At 65.0% G+C, this 19,276-nt stretch carries 19 protein-coding genes and 1 tRNA gene; 6 read left to right on the top strand and 14 right to left on the bottom strand.

What is annotated here, in order from left to right:
• Positions 1-64: 64 nt before the first annotated feature.
• On the bottom strand, positions 65-901 hold the full coding sequence (locus HMPREF3067_RS01915; protein ID WP_070768051.1) for a tRNA (adenine-N1)-methyltransferase: 837 nt from the start codon (positions 899-901) through the stop codon (positions 65-67).
• Positions 902-984: 83 nt separating this feature from the next.
• Complete coding sequence (locus HMPREF3067_RS01910) at positions 985-2,259, bottom strand: M18 family aminopeptidase (protein ID WP_070768050.1); 1,275 nt, start codon at positions 2,257-2,259, stop codon at positions 985-987.
• A gap of 46 nt (positions 2,260-2,305) precedes the next feature.
• On the opposite strand from HMPREF3067_RS01910, the gene HMPREF3067_RS01905 reads away from it, so the two are divergent.
• Positions 2,306-3,169, top strand: coding sequence for a RecB family exonuclease (locus HMPREF3067_RS01905; protein WP_070768049.1), 864 nt, complete (start codon positions 2,306-2,308; stop codon positions 3,167-3,169).
• A 148-nt stretch (positions 3,170-3,317) separates the two neighbouring features.
• Here HMPREF3067_RS01905 and HMPREF3067_RS01900 read toward each other — a convergent pair whose 3' ends face one another.
• The 9 genes from HMPREF3067_RS01900 to HMPREF3067_RS01860 form a co-directional block, all read right to left on the bottom strand.
• Positions 3,318-4,982 (bottom strand): formate--tetrahydrofolate ligase, encoded by a 1,665-nt coding sequence (locus HMPREF3067_RS01900; RefSeq protein ID WP_070768048.1) that lies wholly within the window; start codon positions 4,980-4,982, stop codon positions 3,318-3,320.
• A 136-nt stretch (positions 4,983-5,118) separates the two neighbouring features.
• Positions 5,119-6,426 carry an anaerobic C4-dicarboxylate transporter gene (locus HMPREF3067_RS01895; RefSeq protein ID WP_070768118.1) on the bottom strand — a complete coding sequence of 436 codons (1,308 nt, stop codon included), beginning with the start codon at positions 6,424-6,426 and terminating at the stop codon, positions 5,119-5,121.
• A 232-nt stretch (positions 6,427-6,658) separates the two neighbouring features.
• Entirely contained in the window at positions 6,659-8,224 is a 1,566-nt protein-coding gene (gene aspA / locus HMPREF3067_RS01890; protein ID WP_070768047.1) for an aspartate ammonia-lyase, read from the bottom strand.
• 111 nt (positions 8,225-8,335) lie between these two features.
• Entirely contained in the window at positions 8,336-9,181 is an 846-nt protein-coding gene (hisG, locus tag HMPREF3067_RS01885) for an ATP phosphoribosyltransferase (protein ID WP_070768046.1), read from the bottom strand.
• A gap of 81 nt (positions 9,182-9,262) precedes the next feature.
• The gene (locus tag HMPREF3067_RS01880; RefSeq protein ID WP_070768045.1) at positions 9,263-9,526 is read right to left on the bottom strand and encodes a phosphoribosyl-ATP diphosphatase; all 264 of its coding nucleotides are present in this window, start codon (positions 9,524-9,526) and stop codon (positions 9,263-9,265) included.
• Between the two features lie 51 nt (positions 9,527-9,577).
• Positions 9,578-10,339, bottom strand: coding sequence for an HAD family hydrolase (locus HMPREF3067_RS01875; protein ID WP_083319089.1), 762 nt, complete (start codon positions 10,337-10,339; stop codon positions 9,578-9,580).
• A 100-nt stretch (positions 10,340-10,439) separates the two neighbouring features.
• Complete coding sequence (locus HMPREF3067_RS01870) at positions 10,440-10,820, bottom strand: hypothetical protein (RefSeq protein WP_070768044.1); 381 nt, start codon at positions 10,818-10,820, stop codon at positions 10,440-10,442.
• Positions 10,821-10,844: 24 nt separating this feature from the next.
• Positions 10,845-12,083 carry a cysteine--1-D-myo-inosityl 2-amino-2-deoxy-alpha-D-glucopyranoside ligase gene (mshC, locus tag HMPREF3067_RS01865; RefSeq protein WP_070768116.1) on the bottom strand — a complete coding sequence of 413 codons (1,239 nt, stop codon included), beginning with the start codon at positions 12,081-12,083 and terminating at the stop codon, positions 10,845-10,847.
• A gap of 104 nt (positions 12,084-12,187) precedes the next feature.
• On the bottom strand, positions 12,188-13,012 hold the full coding sequence (locus tag HMPREF3067_RS01860) for an undecaprenyl-diphosphate phosphatase (RefSeq protein ID WP_070768043.1): 825 nt from the start codon (positions 13,010-13,012) through the stop codon (positions 12,188-12,190).
• 257 nt (positions 13,013-13,269) lie between these two features.
• Between HMPREF3067_RS01860 and HMPREF3067_RS01855 the strand changes: the two genes are divergently transcribed.
• The gene (locus HMPREF3067_RS01855; protein ID WP_070768042.1) at positions 13,270-14,301 is read left to right on the top strand and encodes an NHL repeat-containing protein; all 1,032 of its coding nucleotides are present in this window, start codon (positions 13,270-13,272) and stop codon (positions 14,299-14,301) included.
• 12 nt (positions 14,302-14,313) lie between these two features.
• Entirely contained in the window at positions 14,314-15,423 is a 1,110-nt protein-coding gene (locus HMPREF3067_RS01850; RefSeq protein WP_070768041.1) for a quinone-dependent dihydroorotate dehydrogenase, read from the top strand.
• A 127-nt stretch (positions 15,424-15,550) separates the two neighbouring features.
• Here HMPREF3067_RS01850 and HMPREF3067_RS01845 read toward each other — a convergent pair whose 3' ends face one another.
• The gene (locus tag HMPREF3067_RS01845; RefSeq protein ID WP_070768040.1) at positions 15,551-15,940 is read right to left on the bottom strand and encodes a hypothetical protein; all 390 of its coding nucleotides are present in this window, start codon (positions 15,938-15,940) and stop codon (positions 15,551-15,553) included.
• Positions 15,941-15,954: 14 nt separating this feature from the next.
• Positions 15,955-16,491 (bottom strand): YbhB/YbcL family Raf kinase inhibitor-like protein, encoded by a 537-nt coding sequence (locus HMPREF3067_RS01840; RefSeq protein ID WP_070768039.1) that lies wholly within the window; start codon positions 16,489-16,491, stop codon positions 15,955-15,957.
• A 303-nt stretch (positions 16,492-16,794) separates the two neighbouring features.
• Here HMPREF3067_RS01840 and HMPREF3067_RS01835 point away from each other — a divergent pair.
• The 3 genes from HMPREF3067_RS01835 (at position 16,795) to HMPREF3067_RS01825 (ending at position 18,412) form a co-directional block, all read left to right on the top strand.
• A tRNA-Leu gene (locus tag HMPREF3067_RS01835) sits at positions 16,795-16,880 on the top strand.
• Positions 16,881-17,022: 142 nt separating this feature from the next.
• Complete coding sequence (locus HMPREF3067_RS01830; RefSeq protein ID WP_070768038.1) at positions 17,023-17,772, top strand: TVP38/TMEM64 family protein; 750 nt, start codon at positions 17,023-17,025, stop codon at positions 17,770-17,772.
• Positions 17,773-17,842: 70 nt separating this feature from the next.
• Complete coding sequence (locus HMPREF3067_RS01825) at positions 17,843-18,412, top strand: MarR family transcriptional regulator (RefSeq protein WP_070768037.1); 570 nt, start codon at positions 17,843-17,845, stop codon at positions 18,410-18,412.
• Here the strand turns inward: HMPREF3067_RS01825 and HMPREF3067_RS01820 are convergent.
• Complete coding sequence (locus tag HMPREF3067_RS01820) at positions 18,409-19,263, bottom strand: DUF3097 domain-containing protein (RefSeq protein ID WP_070768036.1); 855 nt, start codon at positions 19,261-19,263, stop codon at positions 18,409-18,411. The genes HMPREF3067_RS01825 and HMPREF3067_RS01820 overlap by 4 nt on opposite strands.
• Between the last annotated feature and the right edge of the window lie 13 nt (positions 19,264-19,276).

Here is a 19,276-nt window from a genome sequence, read left to right as displayed (position 1 = left end):
GGCGACGAGCGGACTATCCGCCCCACCATTGTGCGGGGTTGCCTATTCCCCACGGCAATTTCTTCTAACGGCGGGCGCGGCGCTGCGGGCGCGGAGGCGTCACCCCGTCGGCCAGGCGGCGGGTCCAGATGAGGAAGGCGGTATGCGCGTTCATGCGGTGCTCCGGGCGTGTGGCCAGGCCCTCGACCTTCCACTCGCGGACCAGGGACTCCCAGGCGCGCGGCTCGGTAAAGCACTTGAGCTCGCGGATGCCCTCCATGACCTTCATCAGTTGTGGCACGGTGGCCACATACGTCATGAAGACCCCGCCCGGGATCAGCAGGTCGCGGACCTTCTCCAGGTGCTCCCAGGGCTCCAGCATGTCCAGGATGATCCGGTCGACCGGGCCGCCCAGGTCTTCGACCTGCACGTCCGCCAGATCTCCCAGGCGCGGGGTCCACCACTCCGGCGTCTGACCGAAGTATTCCTTGACGTTGTCCACGGCGTATTCCAGGTGGTCGTCGCGCACCTCGTAGGAAAAGACCTTGCCCTCTGGGCCGACCGCGCGCAGCAGGGTCATCGACAGCGCGCCCGAGCCGGCGCCGGCCTCGAGCACGCGCGCGCCCATGAAGATATCTCCCTCGACCAGGATCTGGGCCGAGTCCTTGGGGTAGATAACGGCGGCGCCGCGGGGCATCGACAGCACGTGGTCCACCATCAGGTGGCGGAAAAGCAGGAAGTCCGAGCCCAAGCTGGAGGTGACCACCGAGCCCTCGTCGAGGCCTACGATCTGACTGTGCTCGATGATGCCCTTGTGGGAGTGGAACTGACCGCCCTCGGCCAGGACGATAGTGTAGTGCCGGCGCTTGGCATCGGTGAGCTGGACTCGGTCGCCGTACTGGAAGGGGCCGGAATAGGCCATGTGCTTGTTGCTCCTTGCATCTCATTGGGCCAGAAAGGCTGGCCCGCCGGTTTTAACATTGGGGACCAGTCAACTCGGCCATTTTAGCCGACCAGGTATTCCAGCAGGGCGCCGAACAGGGTGGCTTGGTCAGAAACGCCGACCATCTCGCGCGCCGAGTGCATGGACAGCATGGGCACGCCGATGTCCACGGTCTCGATTCCTAAGCGGGTAGCGGTAATCGGCCCGATGGTGCTGCCGCAGGGCACGTCGTTGTTGGCCACGAAACGCTGGAAGGGCACTCCCGCGCGCCGGCAGGCGTTTTCCCAACGGGTAATGGATTCGGAGTCAGAGGCGTAGCCCTGCTTACCGTTGATCTTGGTCACCGGGCCGTGGCCGATGAGCGGCTGGTGGTGCGGATCGTGCTTCTGAGCGTAGTTGGGATGCACCGAATGCGCCGCATCCGCCGACACGCAGTGCGAGTGGGCGAAGACGCGGAAGAGATCGTCACCGGTCGAGCCCAGGGCGACGGCGGTACGCTGCAGGATGTCGGCCAGGATGGGACCGGCCGCGCCGTACCGCGAGTTGGAACCGACCTCCTCGTGGTCGAAGGCGGCCATGACCAACACGTCCGAGCCGTCGTAGTCTTGGGCCGCGGCCTTGAAGGCCTCCAGGCTGGCGTGCACTGAGCTCAAATTATCCATCCGGCCCGCGGCGATAAACTCGTTGGCCGGTCCGAACAGTCCGGCCGGCTGCGCGGCGGCGGTAATTAGGTTGAACGCGGCGATGTCGGTGGCCTGCACGCCCAGCTGCTCAGCGACGTACTCGCCCAGCGAGGCGTACTTGCCGTTAGCGCTGAGCTGCCAGACCGGCTGCAGGTGGAACTGGCGGTCCGGGGTGAACTCGTCCTTGCGCACCATGTGGATTGCCAGGTTCGGGATCCGCAGGATGGGGCCGGTGTTGACCAGGTGGGTGCTCTGATCCCGCAGGGTCACCTGGCCGGCCAGGGTCAGCTCCCGGTCAAACCAGGAGTGCAGGATCGGCCCGCCGTAGACCTCCACCCCGATCTGATCCCAGCCGGCCTGCTGGAAATCCGGCTCGGGCTTGACGGTAAACCCGGGCGAGTCTGTGTGGGAGCCGACAATCCGAAAGCCTCGCAGCTTCTCGCCCGCGCCCTCGGCCAGCCGCGGCGGGACGATATAGGCCATCACGGCGCCGCCGCGGACCACCACGTGGCCGCCCGGGCTCACGTCCCAGGCGTCTTCTTCACGTTGGCGTTGGAACCCGGCTGCCACCAGCTCGCGCTCCACGTTGGCCGCGGCGTGGTAGGAACTCGGGGAAGCGTCAATGAAGTCGAGGAAATCCTGCGTGCTAGTCATACCCTCTACCTTGCCACGTCAGCACGCGCGATAGGGTAAAAACACCATGACTCAATCTTCCCAGCCCGCTACCCCGGCCCAGCCCCGCAAACCTCGGCCGTTGGCTCTTTCCCCCTCCCGCGCCTCCGATTACCAGCAGTGCCCCCTGCTCTACCGCTTCCGCGCGATCGACCGCCTCCCGGAGCCCAAGACCCTGGCACAGGTCAAGGGCACCCTGGTCCACGCCGTCTTGGAGGAGATGCACGAGCTGCCAAGGGAGGAGCGCACCTACCCGGCCGCGGTGAAGATGATTAAGCCGGCGTGGGAGAAGATGCGCGCCGGGGATGACGAGTTGGACGAGCTGGTCCCCGAAGACCAGACCCTCGACTTCTTCGTCCAGGCACGCGCGCTGGTCAAGGGCTATTTCGAGATGGAGAACCCGCAGGGATTCGACTGCCAAGAAGTCGAGATGTACGTCAACACGGTCCTGCCGAACGGCGTGCCCGTGCGCGGGTTCATCGACCGCGTCGACGTCGCCCCCACCGGTGAGGTCCGCGTGGTCGACTACAAGACCGGAAAGAAGCCGGCGCCTAGGTTTAGCCACTCGGCGCAGTTCCAGATGCGCTTCTACGCGCTGGTCTACTGGCGCCTGCTGGGCACCATCCCCACTCAGCTGCGCCTGATGTACCTCAAGGTCATCGACTCAATGTTCCTGGCCCCCACCCGCGAGGAGCTCGAGTACTTCGAGCGCGATCTCGGCGAGCTGTGGGCGCGTATCGAGGGCGACGGCAAGGCCGGCACCTTCCACCCGAAGACCTCGAAGCTGTGCGGCTGGTGTTCCTTCCAGGACCTGTGCCCGGCCTTCGGCGGCACTCCCCCGGCCTACCCGGGCTGGCCCGGTTCTGCGGCCGATCCCGCCTCCACAAACTAGCCAGACTGCCGCAGCGCCCACTATTCTGCCCCGGTTCCGACCGTGGCACGTCCTGCAGAAAAACCTACGTAACGCGTAAAACCCCACGGCCCGAAACGCGGAGGTTCGGGGGCCGTGGGTTCTAGTGGTCTTTAGAGCTATGCGAAGCCTAGAACAGGCCGGATATGAGGCCGTCGGCGTCCACGTCGATGTTGTCGGCCGCCGGCTTCTTCGGCAGGCCCGGCATGGTCATGACGTTGCCAGTCAGCGCGACCACGAAACCGGCGCCGGTGCGCGGCAGAAGCTCGCGCACGTGCAGGGTGTGCCCCTCCGGGGCGCCCAAGGCCTGCGCGTCGTCCGAGAAGGAGTACTGGGTCTTCGAGATAACCACCGGGAGGGTGTCCCAGCCGTTGTCCTTCAAGTACTTCAGGTCCTTCAGCGCCTTTGAGCCGTACTCGACCTTGTCCGCACGGTAGATTTCCGTGGCGATCTTCTCGATGGAGGCCTCGATTCCTTCGCTCGGGTCGTACAGCGGCGCAGAGTTGCCACCCAGGTTGTCCAGGACTATCTGGCCCAGCTCGAGGGCGCCGTCGCCGCCCTTGGTGAAGACCTCGACCTCGGCCAGCTGCACGCCGACCTTCTCGGCCCAGTCGCGCATGAAGTCGCGCTCGGCCTGGGTATCCGAGGGGAAGAGGTTGAGCGCAACCACCGGGGTGACGCCGAACTTGCGTACGTTTTCGACGTGGCGTTGCAGGTTGACCACGCCCTTTTCAAGGGCCTCAACGTTTTCGTTGGTCAGCTCGTCCTTGGCCACGCCGCCGTTGTACTTCTGGGAGCGGATGGTGGCCACCACCACTGCGGCGTCCACGTTCAGCTCGCCGAAGCGGGACTTGATGTCCACGAACTTCTCGCCGCCCAGGTCGGCGCCGAAGCCGGCCTCGCTGAGCACGACCTCGCCGTATTCCAGGGCGGTCTGCGTGGCCAGCAGGGTGTTGCAGCCGTGCGCGATGTTGGCGAACGGGCCGCCGTGCACGAACGCGGGGGTCCCGCCCAGAGTCTGGACCAGGTTCGGGTTGAGGGCATCGCACATCAGGGCGGTCAGGGCGCCCTCGGCCTCCAGGTCCCGGGCGGTGACCGGGGCCTGGTCGTAGGTATAGCCGACGGTGATGTCGCCCAAGCGCTTCTTCAGGTCCTCCAGGCTGGTGGCCAGGCCGAGGATCGCCATGATCTCGGAAGCGGCCGTGATGGTGAACCCGGTCTCCGCCGGCACGCCGTGGGCCGGGCCGCCCAGGCCGGTGACGACGCCGCGCAGGGCGCGGTCGTTGACGTCCAGGCAGCGCTGCCAGGTCACCCGCCGCGGGTCGATGTTCAGCTGGTTGCCCTGGTGGATGTGGTTATCGATGATGGCGGCCAGTGTATTGGTCGCCGCGGCGATGGCGTGCAAGTCGCCGGTGAAGTGCAGGTTGATGTCCTCCATGGGGACGATCTGGGAGTAGCCGCCGCCCGCGGCGCCGCCCTTGATGCCCATGACCGGGCCCTGGGAGGGCTCGCGCAGAGCCACGATGGCCTTCTTGCCCAGCTTCGCGATGGCGTCGGTGAGACCGATCAGGACGGTGGACTTGCCCTCCCCGGCCGGCGTCGGGGACACGCCGGTGACCAGCACGAGCTTGCCGTGCTCGCGGGAGTGGTCCAGCTTAGTGATATCCACCTTGGCCTTGGTGGTGCCGTACGGGATCAGGGCGACGGCCGGTAGGCCGGCCCTCTCCGCAATATCAGCGATGGGCTGCAACTGGTGGGACTGAGCGATTTCTACATCGGATGGCTGAGTAGTCATGGCCCCTATCGTACCGAGGCTGACGCCTCCTGTGGCTGGTTTAACTCAAAGACCCGGAAGCAAAGAAAATCACCCCGGTCCCGTGCTGAGGCGGACCGAGGTGACCATGACGATGGGGATAGACTCCCCGGTGGTTCTAGACCACCACTGCCCCGATGGCGTAGCACAGCACGATGGATAGCGCGATGCTGACCACGCCGGGGACCAGGAACGGGTGGTTGAAAACGGCCTTGCCGATCCGGGTCGAGCCGGTGTCGTCCATCTCCACCGCCGCGAGCAGCGTCGGGTAGGTCGGCAGGACGAACAGGGCGGAGACTGCCGGGAACGCGGCCAGGGCGGTCAGCGGGCTAACGCCTAGCGCCAGCGCGGCCGGCATGAGTGCCTTGGTTGTAGCGGCCTGGGAGTACAACAGGGCGGCGGCCAGGAAGAGCACGACGGCCAGCAGCCACGGGGTGGCCTGGATGACGTCACCGGCCAGGACCTGGATGTCCTCGATGTAGTGGTTAATCAGCGTGGTGCCCAGCCAGGCCACGCCCAGCACACAGACGCACGCGGACATGCCGGACTTGAAGACCTGGGTGTTCAGGACATCGCCGGCCGGGATCTTGGTGGCCATGACGATGGCAGTGGCGGCGGTGAGCATGACGGCCATGATGGCCTCGTTGCGCGGGAGCGTCGGATCCGCAATCAGGCCGACCTGATCCGAGGTGATGGTGGCCCAGAGCATCACGATAATGATGGCGATCAGGAAGATGAGGACCGACAGCTTCGCGCCCGGTGCCGGGCTGAAGGAGGATGCCCCGATGGGCTCCTTGACGCGGCCGGCGGTCTTGCGCTCGAGGTAGACCGGGTCATCGTCGAGTTCCTTGCCCATCTTGTTAGCCAGCCAGGCCGCGGGGAAAATTGACAGGAAGGTCGCCGGGATGAGGACGGCCAGCACCTGCAGGTAGCCCACTCCGGCGGGCTCCAGCAGGGAGGCCATCAGCACGACGGCGGCGGAAATCGGCGAGGCGCAGATGGCCATCTGGGAGGCGACCACCGCGATGGACAGCGGGCGCGACGGGCGCACGCCGCCCTCCTTGGCGACCTCCACGATGACGGGCATAGTCGAAAACGCAGTGTGGCCGGTGCCCGCGAGCACCGTCATTAGCCAGGTGACGACTGGGGCGAAATAGGTGATCTGGCGGGGGTTCTTGCGCAGCAGGCGCTCGGCTAAGTGGACGAGGTAGTCCATGCCGCCGGCGCGCTGCATGGCGGCGATGGCGGCGATGACGCACATGATGATGCCGATGACGTCGAACGGGATGTCTTCGCGGGCGACGGGCACGCCGGTCAGGCCCAGGGCGAGCACACCCAAGCCGCCGGCGAAACCAATGGCGATAGAACCTAGCCGGGCGCCCAGGAAGATTGCCGCAAGGACAATCAAGATATGGATAACAACCATGGAGGTCTCCAAACGTTGTAAAAAATTATCACTACGTGACTATTGTGCCCTGCCGCCGTGATTCATCCCAATCGAAGGGCCCGGTTGTGTTGATTGTCACACCCGCTTCGGTGGATTGGCGTCCGTTAGGGCATAAACAAACCCTCCCGTCCGCGGGGCTGACTCGCCTACTCAGGGAGCCAGCCTCCGCAGAGGGAGGGGATGCCTAGCGCTGTGCTCTACTTGTTAAGAATTAGTTCTCGTCCATGTAGAGCTTGCCGCGGAACTCCGGGTGCATGAGGTTTTCCACGGACAGCACGCGGTCCAGGGTGGCCTCGTCCAGCAGGCCCTTTTCCAAGACTAGGTCGCGTACGCCCTTGCCGGTCTCCAGGGACTCCTTGGCGATGAGATCGCCGTTGTGGTGCCCGATAAAGGGGTTCAGGTAGGTGACGATGCCGATGGAGCTTTCCACGTAGTGGCGGCAGACGTCCTTGTTGGCGGTGATACCCTGGACACACTTCTCGCGCAGGGTATCGACCGCGTTGCCCATGATGCGGATGGACTGGAACAGAGCCTCGCCGATGACCGGCTCCATGACGTTAAGCTGCAGCTGGCCGGCCTCGGCAGCCATGTTGACGGTGATGTCGTTGCCGAAGACCTTGAAGCAGACCTGGTTGACGACCTCCGGGATAACCGGGTTGACCTTGCCCGGCATGATGGAGGAACCGGCCTGGCGGGCCGGCAGGTTGATCTCGTTCAGGCCGGCGCGCGGGCCGGAGGACAGCAGGCGCAGGTCGTTGGAGATCTTGGACAGCTTCATGGCCGCGCGCTTGATGGCCGAGTGCAGCAGCACGTAGGCGCCGCAGTCGGAGGTGGCCTCGATGAGGTCGCGGGCGGTCTTCATCTCCAGGCCGGTGACCTCGGACAGCGCCGCGGTGACCTGGTGGCGGTAGCCGGCCGGGGTGTTCACGCCGGTGCCGATGGCGGTAGCGCCCATGTTAATTTCCAGCAGGCGGGCCTGGGCGTCGCGCAGGACGGACTGCTCTTCCTGCAGGTTGTGGGCAAAGGCTTTGAACTCGTCACCCAGGGTCATCGGGACCGCGTCCTGCAGCTGGGTGCGGCCCATCTTCAGAATGTCCTGGAACTCGTTGGCCTTGACGCTAAACGCGTTCTGCAGGGCGTCCATGCGCTCGATCAGCTGGTCGATGGAGGCGTACAGGCCCAGGCGGAAGCCGGTCGGGTAAGCGTCGTTGGTGGACTGGGACATGTTGACATCATCGTTCGGGTTGATGATGTCGTATGCGCCCTTTTCCTCGCCGAGGTATTCCAGCGCCAGGTTGGCGATGACCTCGTTGGTGTTCATGTTGACCGAAGTGCCGGCGCCACCCTGGAAGACATCCAGCGGGAACTGGTCCATGCAGCGGCCCTCTTCCAGAATCTGGTCGCAGGCCCACATGATGGCCTCGGCCTTCTTCTTCGGCAGGGTGTGCAGGCGGCGGTTAGCCATGGCGGCGGCCTTTTTGACCTGGGCCATGCCGCGGATGAACTCCGGGATGGAGTTGATGGTCACGTACGAGATCTGGAAGTTGTCCATGGCGCGCATGGTGTGCACGCCGTAGTAGGCGGAGTTAGGAACTTCCATCTCACCGATGAGGTCCTGCTCGACGCGGGACTTCTTCACCTTGGCAGTGGTCTGCGGCGACTGCTTGGTCTCCTTGGTGGACTTAGCAGAATCGGAGGCGTTTGCGGCTGCGGTGGTTTCCTGGTCCTGGACGTCCTCAGAAGGCTTCTTAGTATCCTTCTTGGCATTCTTTGCCATCTCGGCGACGCTCCTTTGCGTTAATTGGGGGTTGAATTTAAGTACTTCAAATACTTGACCCCATGGTAGCTAGCAAAGGAATTTTAGAATCCTCGCGCCGAAGGTATACCCCTAAATGCGGGCAATGCGTAGTTCGGAACCCAGAATCGCCTCCGCACCGAGGCCGGAAAGGTCATCCATCAGCTGGTTCGCCTGCTTCTTCGGCACCAAAGCGCGCACCGCTACCCAGCCCTCGCGGGCCAGCGGGGAGACCGTCGGGCCGGTCAGGCCCGGGGTGATCTCCGAGGCAGCCGGCAGATTCTCCTCGGCGATGTTGTAGTCAATCATCAGGTAGCGGCGGGCGTTCAAGATGCCGCGCAGGCGGCCCAGGAGGATTTCTTCCTCGCGGCCCACGGTCGCACCTTGGCGCTGGATGACCACGGCCTCGGAGCTAATCAGCGGTTCGCCGAAGGGCTCCAGCCCCTGCTCGCGCAAGGTGCGCCCGGTGGAGACCACGTCGGCGATGACGTCGGCCACGCCCAGGCGAATGGAGACCTCCACTGCCCCATCCAGGCGGATGACCTCGGCGTCCAAGCCGCGCTCGGCCAGATCCTTGCGAACCAGGTTCGGGTACGAGGTGGCAATGCGCTTGCCTCCCAGCTGGTCCACGCTCCAGCCCTCACCCTTGACCCCGGCGTAGCGGAAGGTCGAACCACCAAATCCGAGATCGAGGATTTCCTGGACGTCGGCCTTGGCGTCGGCGGCCAGGTCGCGACCGGTCACGCCGATATCCAGCACGCCCTTGGCGACGTAGATGGCGATGTCTTTCGGCCGGAGGAAGAAGAACTCAACCCCGTTGGCCTCGTCGACGACGTTGAGCGACTTGGAATTGCCGCGGGACTTGTACCCGGCTTCCGCGAAGATGGACATCGCGGCTTCGGACAGCGAGCCCTTATTGGGCACTGCGATAGTGATCATGCGTGTGTCTTTCTTCCCTGCTGGTATGTACTCGGGTGGGCTGGGAGCAGCGCCTGCGCTTAAGGAAGCGCAGAGGGTGCACTAGAGGTACTTGTAGATGTCCTTGGGCTCAAGGCCACGGGCCAGCATCATCACTTGCGTCCAGTAAAGCAACTGCGAGATTTCCTCCGAGAGCTCCTGGTCGGACTCGTATTCGGCAGCCAACCAGACCTCGCCGGCTTCCTCGATGACCTTCTTGCCGATGTGGTGCACACCATGGTCCAGGGCGTCGACGGTCCCGGACCCCTCCTGCCGCTCGGTGGCCTTGGTCTTTAGCTCTGCAAATAAATCATCGAAGGTTTTCACGCCATCTATTGTTCCATAGAAATTAGCGCCGAGGCGCTGAGCGCGCGCCTACTACCCCCGATATGCGGTCATCTGGCGCCACCAGGCGTAGACATCCGCAGCCCCAGCCGGGGCTACGTGGCGGTTACTGTGCAGCACGGATATCTGGACCACGCCATCGGGCACAACCACGTGATCGTCTTCCGGCAGGCCGATGACCCGGCACCCCGCCTCGACCGCCGCGGACATGCCGGCCGTGGAGTCCTCAAAGACGAGGCAGTCCCCCGGGTCGACGCCGACACTTCGGGCGGCCTGGAGATACATGTCCGGCGCGGGCTTTCCGGTGGGCACCTCGTCGCCGCAGATCGTGTCGAAGAAAAACTCCGGTCCAATGGCCGCGATGGCCCCGTCGGCGACGTAGCGCTCCGTGTTGGTGGTCACCAACATCGGAAGGCCGTCCGCGTGCAGCTCGCGCAGCAGGTCGCGGACGCCGGGAAAGACCTTCAGGTTGCCGGCGAAAAGTTCCCGGACCTTGGAAAACATCAGCATCCGATACTTCGGGTAATCCTCCTCGGTCAGCGTGACCCCCGCCTTCGCCGCGCAGATTTCCAGCGTGGTGGCGAAGGTCGAGCCGACCGTGGCCAGCCGCTCCGTCGGCGTCAGGCGGTTGCCTAGGGTCTCCGAGAGGTAGAACGTCGCTTCCGCCCACAACGGCTCGGAGTCAGTCAGCGTGCCATCCATATCCCAGAAGATGGCCCGGGGACGCTCCGGCGATCCGTGGTCGCTTCGGGTCTTGGCGGCGTCGCCCGGGTGGGACTCGCTAGGTAGCGGCATAAAATTCGTGACTACTTTCTTCTTGGGGTCGGCAGATTCGCGCCCGGGCGTGCGGGCGCACAGCTGCGCCAGTTATGGCCCCGGGGCGTGGCGGCGGAGACTAGTCCAGCTCGGGGATCTGGGCTAGGGCCTCGTCGTCCGCGCCGGTCGCGGCAGAAGCCGAATAGATAAGCTCGGCGAGCTCCCCCTTTTCCTCCGGTTCCAGAACCGCGTAGTCGTTGGCCTTGTTGAAGGCGGCCAACTCCACCTGCCGCTTGGCGATCACTGAGGCAAGGACGTCGCCGTTCGGATCATCCGGGACCGCGTCCAGATCATCCAGCAGGCCTTCCAGGATTTCCTTGAGATCCGGCAGGACGGCTGGGTCGAAGGGCTGGTCCCAGAATTCTTTCTCGTCTTCCTTCAGGTAGTCGCCCGTAGCGAAAGACTTGAGGTTGGCAATGAACTCGTCGACGGTGGGCTGGAAATCTGCGCGAATGCTCATGCGCTTAATTCTTACTCAATTCCGCTACGCTCGCACGCCGAGCAGGCTCCGGAGCGCGACCGTCACCAGCTGCTGGGCGGCCGGATCATCCGCGCCGCGCTCGCCGGCGGCCCACTCGTCGAGGGATTCCAGAACACGCGGGGTATCCAAGTCGTTGGCCAAGGCGGCGCGGATGCCGTGGACTAGTTCCTCGGCTCGCTCGCGCGAGCCGGCGTGTTCCAGGGCCTCGCGCCAGGTAGCCAGGCGCTGCTGGGCGGCGGCCAGGACCTCGTCGGACCAATCCCGGTCGCTGCGGTAGTGGCCGGCGTAGATGCCGATGCGGATGGCCGAGGGCTCCACGCCCTGCTCCACCAGCTTGTGCACGAAGACGAGGTTGCCCAAGGACTTGGACATCTTGGTCCCGTCCAGGCCGATCATGCCGGTGTGGACGTAGAAATCGGCCATGCGGTCTACCCCCAGGCCAGCCTCCGCGTGGGCGGCGGAGAACTCGTGGTGCGGGAACTTCAGGTCGCTGCCGCCGCCTTGAATCTCGAAGGTCTTGCCCAGGCGGTTGGTCGCGATAGCCGAACACTCGACGTGCCAGCCCGGGCGGCCCGGGCCAAACGGGGATTTCCAGGCCGGCTCGCCGTCGCGGTGCGCGCGCCAGAGCAGGGCGTCCAGCGGGTTGTGTTTGCCGGCGCGGTCCGGGTCCCCGCCGCGCTCGGCGAAGAATTTTTCCATCTCTTCGCGGCTGTAGTTGGACTCGTAGCCGAACTGCTCCGTGGCCTCGATGGAGGCGTAAACATCCGGATATTCCGGATCATCGACCACGTAGGCGGCGCCGCGGTCGAGCAGCTTCTGGACCAGCTCGATAATCTCGTCGACAGCTTCCATTGCGCCGACGTAGTCCCGCGGTGGGATGACCTCCAGCAGATTCATGTCGGAGCGGAAGAGATCGATCTGGGAGGTGCCCAGCTCGCGCCAGTCCACGCCGTCGCGCTTCGCGCGCTCAAAGAGCGGGTCGTCGACGTCGGTGATGTTTTGCACGTAGTGGACGCCGTGGCCGTTATCCATCAAAATGCGGTTGACCAGGTCAAAGGTCACGTAGGTCGCCGCGTGCCCGAGGTGCGTGGAGTCGTACGGGGTGATCCCACACACGTACACACCCGCCTGCGGGCCGTCGACCTTGACCTCGCGGACGGCGCGGTCCGCGGAATCAAAAAGCTGCAGGGGAACAGAAGCGCCCGGGACGGGCTGGATTTCGGGCTGGGGCCAAGTATGCATGCCCACCATCGTAACGCCGAGTCCCGCCGACGCGCATAACGCCACCGCCGGGCCTGTACGACCCACGGGCGAACTCGATACGCCCCCGAATCTTTAGGACGCCTTTAGGGCTGCAGCACGCCGAAGGCCAGCAGGGTCATGACAAACAGGCCGACCGGGATGCGGTAGGCAGCGAACCAGGAGAAGGAGTGGTTGGCCACGAACTTCAGCAGCCAGGCGATCGCGGCGTAACCGACGATGAAAGCGATGGCCGTGCCGACCAGCAACTGGGTTCCGGTGGCCGATTGGCCGACGGTCGGGCCGAAGGCATCGCCCAGTGAGAACAGGCCGGAGGCCAGCACCGCCGGGATGGCCAGCAGGAAGCTGAAGCGGGTGGCCACCTCGCGGTCAAGCCCCAAGAAGAGGCCGCCAGAGATAGTGCCGCCGGAGCGAGACACGCCCGGGATGAGGGCCAGGCACTGGCACAGGCCCATGATGATGGCGTCCTTCATGGTCAGCTCGTCGAAGCCGCGGGTCTTTTTCCCCATCTTTTCGGCCAGGATGAACACGAAGGAGAACAGGACCAGCATGGCCGCGGTGATCCACAGGTTGCGCAGCGCGTCCCGGATGAGGTCCTTGCCGAAGAAGCCGATGAGCCCGATCGGGATGGAACCGACGATGACCATCCAGCCCATCTTCCAGTCCTGCCCGCGGGTATCCTTGTCGACCCAGCCGCGGAACCAGCCGGCCAGGATCTGCCAAATGAGCTTGGCGAAATAGACCACGACGGCCAGCTCGGTGCCGAGCTGGATGACCGCGGTGAAGGAGGCACCGGCGTCCTGGCCCCAGAAGAGCTCGGAGACAATGCGCAAGTGTCCCGAGGAGCTGACGGGGAGGAACTCGGTGAGGCCCTGGACTATAGACAAGACGATGACTTGCAACCAGGACATGTCTGATTGTTCTACGCCTGCTTGGGCGAGGTACTGCACGTTATTCACTCGGAACAGCATACTTACGCCCCCGTCCCCCACGCGAGGACCACCCCGGGCGAGTCCGACTTTCGAAGCAAGCTCACACCTTCCATTCAGTTCGGGATAATTCCCCTGTGCTGCCTCTGCCCTCTACCGCCTGCGGCCGGCCCGGCTGCGGCTGGTGGGGGCTGGTGGGACTGCTGGATTTCGGGGTCTGACTGCTAGGATGACTGTCTGTGACTTCTAAGACCGGTTTCGCAGTAATGGCTGTCTCCGCAGTCTCCGCTCTAGCTCTCGCGGGGTGCCAACAAACCCTGCCGGAAGAGGAGGCGGACGAAGGCGCCGCGGTCGGAAATGCAACCCCGGCCGACTCCCCCGCCGCCACCGACCCCAACGGCGAGGTCCTCGAGCTGCCGCGGGAGGTCGCGCAGGTAACCGACATGGCCGCCGCCAGCGAGACAATCGCCGTGCGCAGCGCCGATCACCTGGCCGTGGGCGACGCCGCTGCCTTCCAGGACGGCTCCGCCGCGGTGGTGGAAATCCCGACCGATTGCGGCCAGCTGACGGCCGCCGACAACGAGTTCCTACTCGGCTGCGGCAAGGAGGTTCTCTCCTTCGACCCGGCACGTCCCGAGCAACCGGAGAGGATCGCTGTCGACGAGGAATTTTCCGTCACCGCCGCCGCGCGGACCTCATCCGGGGAGCTTTTCGTGGCCTCCGATCAGGCCACCGACGTCGCCATCTACAAAGACGGCGAGCGCAGCGACTCCTTCGCGGTTGAGGACGCGACCGACCAGCTACTGGCGGTCCCCAACCAGGACGGCACGGACAACGTGGTGCGCACCTTGCGGGCGGATTCAACCATCCAGTCGCTGGATTGGGAGCAGTCACGCGCGGGCGGCCGTCTGCGCGTGGGCGTCGGCCTGGGTCAGGCCTCGGTCGGTGACAACGGCACCATTGTGGTCTCCGATACCTTGGGCGAGCGGGTAGCCATCTACAACGCCGAGGACGTCATCCGCCTGCACCAGTACGGCAACACCGATGGGGTGCCGTGGGCCACGGCCTGGGACGAGTCCCGGCAGCTGGCGTGGGTGACCACGACCGACAACAATCAGGCGCAGGCCTTCGAGATTTCACACGGCGTTCCGGAGGAGCACGCGAAGGTCTCTACCGTCGCTAACGCACAGAACATGGTCGCGCTCAGCGACGGGACCATCGCCATTGCTTCTGCCACCGGTGACGGACTGCAGATCATTAAAGATATTTAAGGAGTTTCTACAATGCCGAGCATTTTCCGCACCGTCCGGGGCATGGTTTACGATGCCGCGCTCAAGGCTATGTTCCGGATCGACGCCGAGCGCATCCACCACCTGATGAGCTCGGCCCTCCATGGCTTCCACGTGGCCTGGCCGCTCAACCGCGGGCTGAACAAGGTCCTTCCCGTCAAGGACCCGGTCCTGCGCCAGACCGTCTTCGGTGTGGACTTCCCGCGCCCGCTCGGCCTGGCGGCCGGCTTCGACAAGAACGCCACCGCCGCGGACGCCTGGGGTCCTATCGGTTTCGGTTACGCCGAGTTGGGCACCGTCACCGCGGCTACCCAGCCGGGCAACCCGGCTCCCCGCCTTTACCGTCTGCCCAAGGACAAGGGCCTGCTCAACCGGATGGGCTTTAATAACCAGGGAGCTGAGGAAGTCGCCCGCAACCTGCGCGCCCGCCGCAGCGACGACGTCATCGGCATCAACATCGGCAAGACCAAGGTCACCCCGGTGGACCAAGCCGTGGACGACTACCGCCGTTCGGCCTCCGTCCTGGGCTCGCTGGCCGATTTCCTGGTGGTCAACGTCTCCTCCCCGAACACCCCGGGCCTGCGCGACCTGCAGGCTGTCGAGTCGCTGCGCCCCATCCTCACCGCCGTTGCCGAGGTCACCCCGGCCCCGGTCTTGGTGAAGATCGCCCCGGATCTGTCCGACGAGGACGTCCTCGCCGTGGCCGACCTGGCCCGTGAGGTTGGCCTGGCCGGAATCGTCGCCACCAACACCACCATCTCCCGCGAGGGGCTGAAGACCCCGGCCGCTAAGGTCGAGGCCATGGGGGCCGGCGGCGTGTCCGGCGCGCCGGTGGCGCAACGCTCCCTGGAGGTGTTGCGCCTGCTCCACGAGCATCTGGGCGGCGAGCTGCCCATCATCTCGGTCGGCGGCATCTACACCCCGCAGCAGGCCTGGGAGCGCATCACGGCCGGCGCCAGCCTCCTGCAGGGCTACACCCCGCTCATCTACGGCGGCCCGGACTGGATCCGCGACATCCACCTAGGGATTGCCCAGCAGATCCGCGCCCACGGCATGAGCAACATCAGCGAGGCGGTCGGCTCCGGGCTGCCGTGGAAGAACTAAACACTGCCAAGAGGTAGCAAAAACAAGAAAGAGCTAGGGCTGCGCGTGCAGCCCTAGCTTTTATTTTTAGCTCTCTTCATTTTTGAAAAAGCCTGCCGGCGCATCCCGCCACCGGTCTACCCTCCCCTTAGGAGCGAGGAACCAGGCTGCGGCGGAGCGCGAGGGCGCAGACCAGCGCCAGGCCGGCGTAGATGAGCAGCCACCACTGGCCCATCACGGCGAGCTGCGCCGTGGGCAGGAAGCGGCTGGCGATGATAATGACCACCGCCCCGCCCAGAGCCACCACCTGGGCGATACTTGGGCGCTGATCCTTGCGGGTGGTGGCAAAAGCGCCGATCAAAAGCGCGGCTACCACCAGCGCCACGCGGGCTGGGGTCCACACGAAGGGGCTCATCCACCCTTCGGTGAGCACCGCGACGAAGGTCATGATGACGAGGACGAGTGCGACGGCAATGAAAGATCCGCCCACTCGCAACTGCAGCGGGATCGTCACCCCGGGATTGTCGTTGTTGGCCATACGCTAAGTGAGGACTACTTCTCCTCGTACCAGCCCCACAGGATGGCGCGGCCAATAGCGTGGAAGTGCAGGTTAAATCCCAGGACCGTCGGGGTGGCGTCCGGGTCGATGTCCAGCTTCTCCGTGTCCACCGCGTGGACGGCGTAGAGGTAGCGGTGCGGGGCGTGGCCGGCCGGCGGCTGCGGGCCGTGGTAGGTGCGCTTGCCGGAGTCGTTGCGCAGGGAGATAACGCCCTCGATGCCCAAGTCTTCGGCGGCACCGGCGTTGGTGGGCAGTTCCGCGACGTCGGCCGGGATGTTGAAAGCGGCCCAGTGCCAGAAACCGGCGGCCGTCGGAGCGTCCGGATCGAAGCAGGTCACGGCCAGGGACTTGGTGCCCTCCGGCAGGTTGGACCACTCAAGCTGCGGCGAAACGCTCTCCGGAGCGCGGAAGCGCTCGGCAATCTCGTCACCGTCGACTAGGTCGGAGGACGACAGCGCAAACGACGGGAGATCCCGCAGCGGGGCGTACGGGTCGGGGCCAGGGAACCGAGAATCGTTGTAAGAAGTCATACTCCCATTTGTACCGGAAAACACATTCCGTGTCTGTCAGTAACGCACACCATATTCATCGCCCCACCGCAGACCGGAGTTTGGCCTAAATGCAAGAGTAGAACTACCTCGCCGGTCGGCCCGCGTCGCGCTCACGAATGGCACCTAGCCTCCCCTTGCCCACTCGGCGAGGAAAAGGAACTTCCAAACAATGGTTCCATAATCACGCGGGCGTTTACCGCCGTGTGCTGGCGATTTGTTTGCCCGCCGCCGGCAGGCTAGAGTTTTGGGAGTGCCGAAGCCGGTAACGGCTGAAAACACCCTGCCCGGGTGGCGGAATGGCAGACGCGCTAGCTTGAGGTGCTAGTGTCCTATTAACGGACGTGGGGGTTCAAGTCCCCCTCCGGGCACAACACTCCCCGCGTTCTTTCACCAAGAACGTGGGTTTTTCTTTTTCTACCCGGAACGTGCGCGCACAGGTGCGAACAGGATTGGCGTAGAACTGGAAAGAGAGTAAAGACAGAACAGAGGCATAAAAGCAAGGTGTCCGGCATGCACGATGAGAACTCCGCGCGGGGCTGGTTGCGCAGTTTTGGCGGGTTCTTGGCCCAGGTATTCCGCGACGCCGTGCGCACGCTATGCGGGCTGGGCTGGCGGCGCCGGTTAGTCATCCTGCTGGCCGTGGCCGCTCTCGCGGTGGCGGCGCGCTATGTCGACGTGCCGGAGCTATCTGATCTGCGGGCCGGCGCCCAGCGGTACGGCGACTTCTTCGTCGTGCTTTTCGCGCTGTCCTATATCGTCTTCACCCTCTTTCCCCTTCCCCGGACCATCTGGACCGTCGCGGCGGGAATCCTCTTCGGGCCGGTGTTGGGGCTCGGGCTGGCGCTGGTCTGCCTGACCGTCTCGGCCGCGCTCGCCTTCCTAAGCGTGCGCACCCTCTTCGGCGAGTGGATGCGCCCGAGACTATCCCACCCGGCGGTGGCTGGCCTGAACGCCCGCCTGGCCCACCGCGGAGGGCTGGCCATCTGCAGCCTGCGCATGGTGGCGGGCGTTCCCTTCTCCTTGCTCAATTACACCGCCGCGCTGACAAGCATCCCGTTTTGGCAATTCGTCACCGCGACCTTGGTCGGCTCTGTCCCCACGACCGTCATCGGTGTCTTCTTCGGCGAGGCCCTCACGAGCGGAATCTCCCCCTGGATCCTCGCCGCGTTCCTGATTGCCGCAGCCGCCGGGCTACTGGGCCTCTGTGCTGAGTCCCGGCTACCCCAACCTACCGCCAGTCAAGCCCAGGGCGTAGACTAGAAGAAAAGGTCAAGGCTTTTGCCTTGCCGATATTCCCTATTGGCCGCTTACCGGAAGGAGCTGGATCCCTATGCTCGCCGTGCACGCTCGTTACCGCGGTTCCTCCATGCACCGCGCCGACCTCGTTAAGCGTTCCGCCCAGGCGCTAGCCACCCTCGACGGCGTGGACGACTTCACCATCCTCGGGGTCGAGGACATCTGCACCGTGGTAGACTCCCCCTCCTCTGTCTGCGAGGTCGTCATGGCGCTGCTGGCCGACGGCGACTGGGCCGTGGGGATCGGCCTGTGCCCCGGCGCCACCGATAAGGCCGTGGCGCGAGCGACGGCCTCCGGGGCCTTGGGGCGCTCCGCCCGCGCCGGCCAGGTGAGGGCCAAGACGGACGTGCGCGCCCGCAAGTCGGAGGCCGACGATATCGCCGCCGCCTTCGGCCTGCTGGGCTACGTGCTCCACAAGCGCACCGCCGAGGGGCGCGAGGCCACCTCTCTGGTGCGTTCCGGCTACAACCAGAACGAAGCGGCCGAGCAGCTGGGCATCTCTAAACAGGCCATGTCCCAGCGCCTGCAAGCCGCCGGCTGGACAGCCGAGAGCGCCGGCTGGCAACTAGCCGTCCGCCTGTTGGAGCGAGGCAACCAGGCCTAGAGCAGGTCCTCCTTGCTCAGCTCTGGGGTGGTCACGAAATCCACTAGGCGCTCGACCGCGCCGATCAGGCTGGGCTCTAGGTCGCGGAAGGAATTGACCGCGCTGTAGACGCGGTGCCAGCCCTCCTTCGGATCAGACCAGCCCACCCGCTTGCAGATGCCAGTCTTCCAGTCCTCGCCGTAGGGCACCTCCGGCCAGGTCTTTAGGCCCAGGCGCTCCGGTTTTACCGCGGCCCAAATATCGATGTACGGGTGGCCGGTGACCAGGCAGTCCGGCCCGACCGCGCGAGTCAGCCGGCTCTCCTTACTGCCCTCGACCAGGTGGTCGGCCAGCACGCCAATGCGGCGCCCGGGCTCGGGGCTGAATTCCGCGAGCCGCTCCGGCAGGTTGTCTAAGCCCTCGAGGTATTCGACGACCACGCCCTCGACGCGCAGGTCGTGGCCCCAGACCTTCTCCACGATGGCGGCGTCGTGGATACCTTCGACCCAGATGCGCGAAGGCGCGGCGACCTTGGCCTCAACGTTTTCCACCCGGCGGGAGCCGGAGTTGGAGCGGCGTGGGGCCTGTTTTTCCACGTAGCGCACCAGGGTCACGGGCTCGCCCTCAATAAGGAAGCCGCCCTTGACCAGGTTAAAGACGCGCTCGTTGCCGTGGCGGTCGGCGAGCCGGACGACCTCACCGAAAACCGTCTTGTCCACGCCCTGGACCGCGCCGGTGAATTCCTGCTCGTCCCCGCGGACCTCCACCACGAGTCCGGGTTCGGCAGGCACTTCCGGGTAGCTCTTCGGCTGCTTGCGCGCGTGTCCGGCGAAAATATCGCCGCCGTAAGGGTCTCGGGAGTTGAAGCTCATGGAGCTACATTTT

It is taken from the genome of Corynebacterium sp. HMSC04H06 (genome assembly GCF_001815935.1).
GTDB lineage: Bacteria > Actinomycetota > Actinomycetes > Mycobacteriales > Mycobacteriaceae > Corynebacterium.
This window is presented reverse-complemented; position numbering and strand designations above follow the sequence as displayed.

Excerpts from the sequence above, each read along its gene's own strand:
- HMPREF3067_RS01830 (WP_070768038.1), top strand. The coding sequence starts at position 17,023 with ATGCACGATGAGAACTCCGCGCGGGGCTGGTTGCGCAGTTTTGGCGGG.
- HMPREF3067_RS01875 (WP_083319089.1), bottom strand. The coding sequence starts at position 10,339 with ATGCCGCTACCTAGCGAGTCCCACCCGGGCGACGCCGCCAAGACCCGA.
- HMPREF3067_RS01850 (WP_070768041.1), top strand. The coding sequence starts at position 14,314 with ATGCCGAGCATTTTCCGCACCGTCCGGGGCATGGTTTACGATGCCGCG.
- HMPREF3067_RS01870 (WP_070768044.1), bottom strand. The coding sequence starts at position 10,820 with ATGAGCATTCGCGCAGATTTCCAGCCCACCGTCGACGAGTTCATTGCC.
- HMPREF3067_RS01915 (WP_070768051.1), bottom strand. The coding sequence starts at position 901 with ATGGCCTATTCCGGCCCCTTCCAGTACGGCGACCGAGTCCAGCTCACC.
- HMPREF3067_RS01905 (WP_070768049.1), top strand. The coding sequence starts at position 2,306 with ATGACTCAATCTTCCCAGCCCGCTACCCCGGCCCAGCCCCGCAAACCT.
- HMPREF3067_RS01860 (WP_070768043.1), bottom strand. The coding sequence starts at position 13,012 with ATGTCCTGGTTGCAAGTCATCGTCTTGTCTATAGTCCAGGGCCTCACC.
- HMPREF3067_RS01900 (WP_070768048.1), bottom strand. The coding sequence starts at position 4,982 with ATGACTACTCAGCCATCCGATGTAGAAATCGCTCAGTCCCACCAGTTG.
- HMPREF3067_RS01895 (WP_070768118.1), bottom strand. The coding sequence starts at position 6,426 with ATGGTTGTTATCCATATCTTGATTGTCCTTGCGGCAATCTTCCTGGGC.
- HMPREF3067_RS01820 (WP_070768036.1), bottom strand. The coding sequence starts at position 19,263 with ATGAGCTTCAACTCCCGAGACCCTTACGGCGGCGATATTTTCGCCGGA.
- HMPREF3067_RS01840 (WP_070768039.1), bottom strand. The coding sequence starts at position 16,491 with ATGACTTCTTACAACGATTCTCGGTTCCCTGGCCCCGACCCGTACGCC.
- aspA (WP_070768047.1), bottom strand. The coding sequence starts at position 8,224 with ATGGCAAAGAATGCCAAGAAGGATACTAAGAAGCCTTCTGAGGACGTC.
- mshC (WP_070768116.1), bottom strand. The coding sequence starts at position 12,083 with ATGCATACTTGGCCCCAGCCCGAAATCCAGCCCGTCCCGGGCGCTTCT.
- HMPREF3067_RS01825 (WP_070768037.1), top strand. The coding sequence starts at position 17,843 with ATGCTCGCCGTGCACGCTCGTTACCGCGGTTCCTCCATGCACCGCGCC.
- HMPREF3067_RS01910 (WP_070768050.1), bottom strand. The coding sequence starts at position 2,259 with ATGACTAGCACGCAGGATTTCCTCGACTTCATTGACGCTTCCCCGAGT.
- HMPREF3067_RS01845 (WP_070768040.1), bottom strand. The coding sequence starts at position 15,940 with ATGGCCAACAACGACAATCCCGGGGTGACGATCCCGCTGCAGTTGCGA.
- hisG (WP_070768046.1), bottom strand. The coding sequence starts at position 9,181 with ATGATCACTATCGCAGTGCCCAATAAGGGCTCGCTGTCCGAAGCCGCG.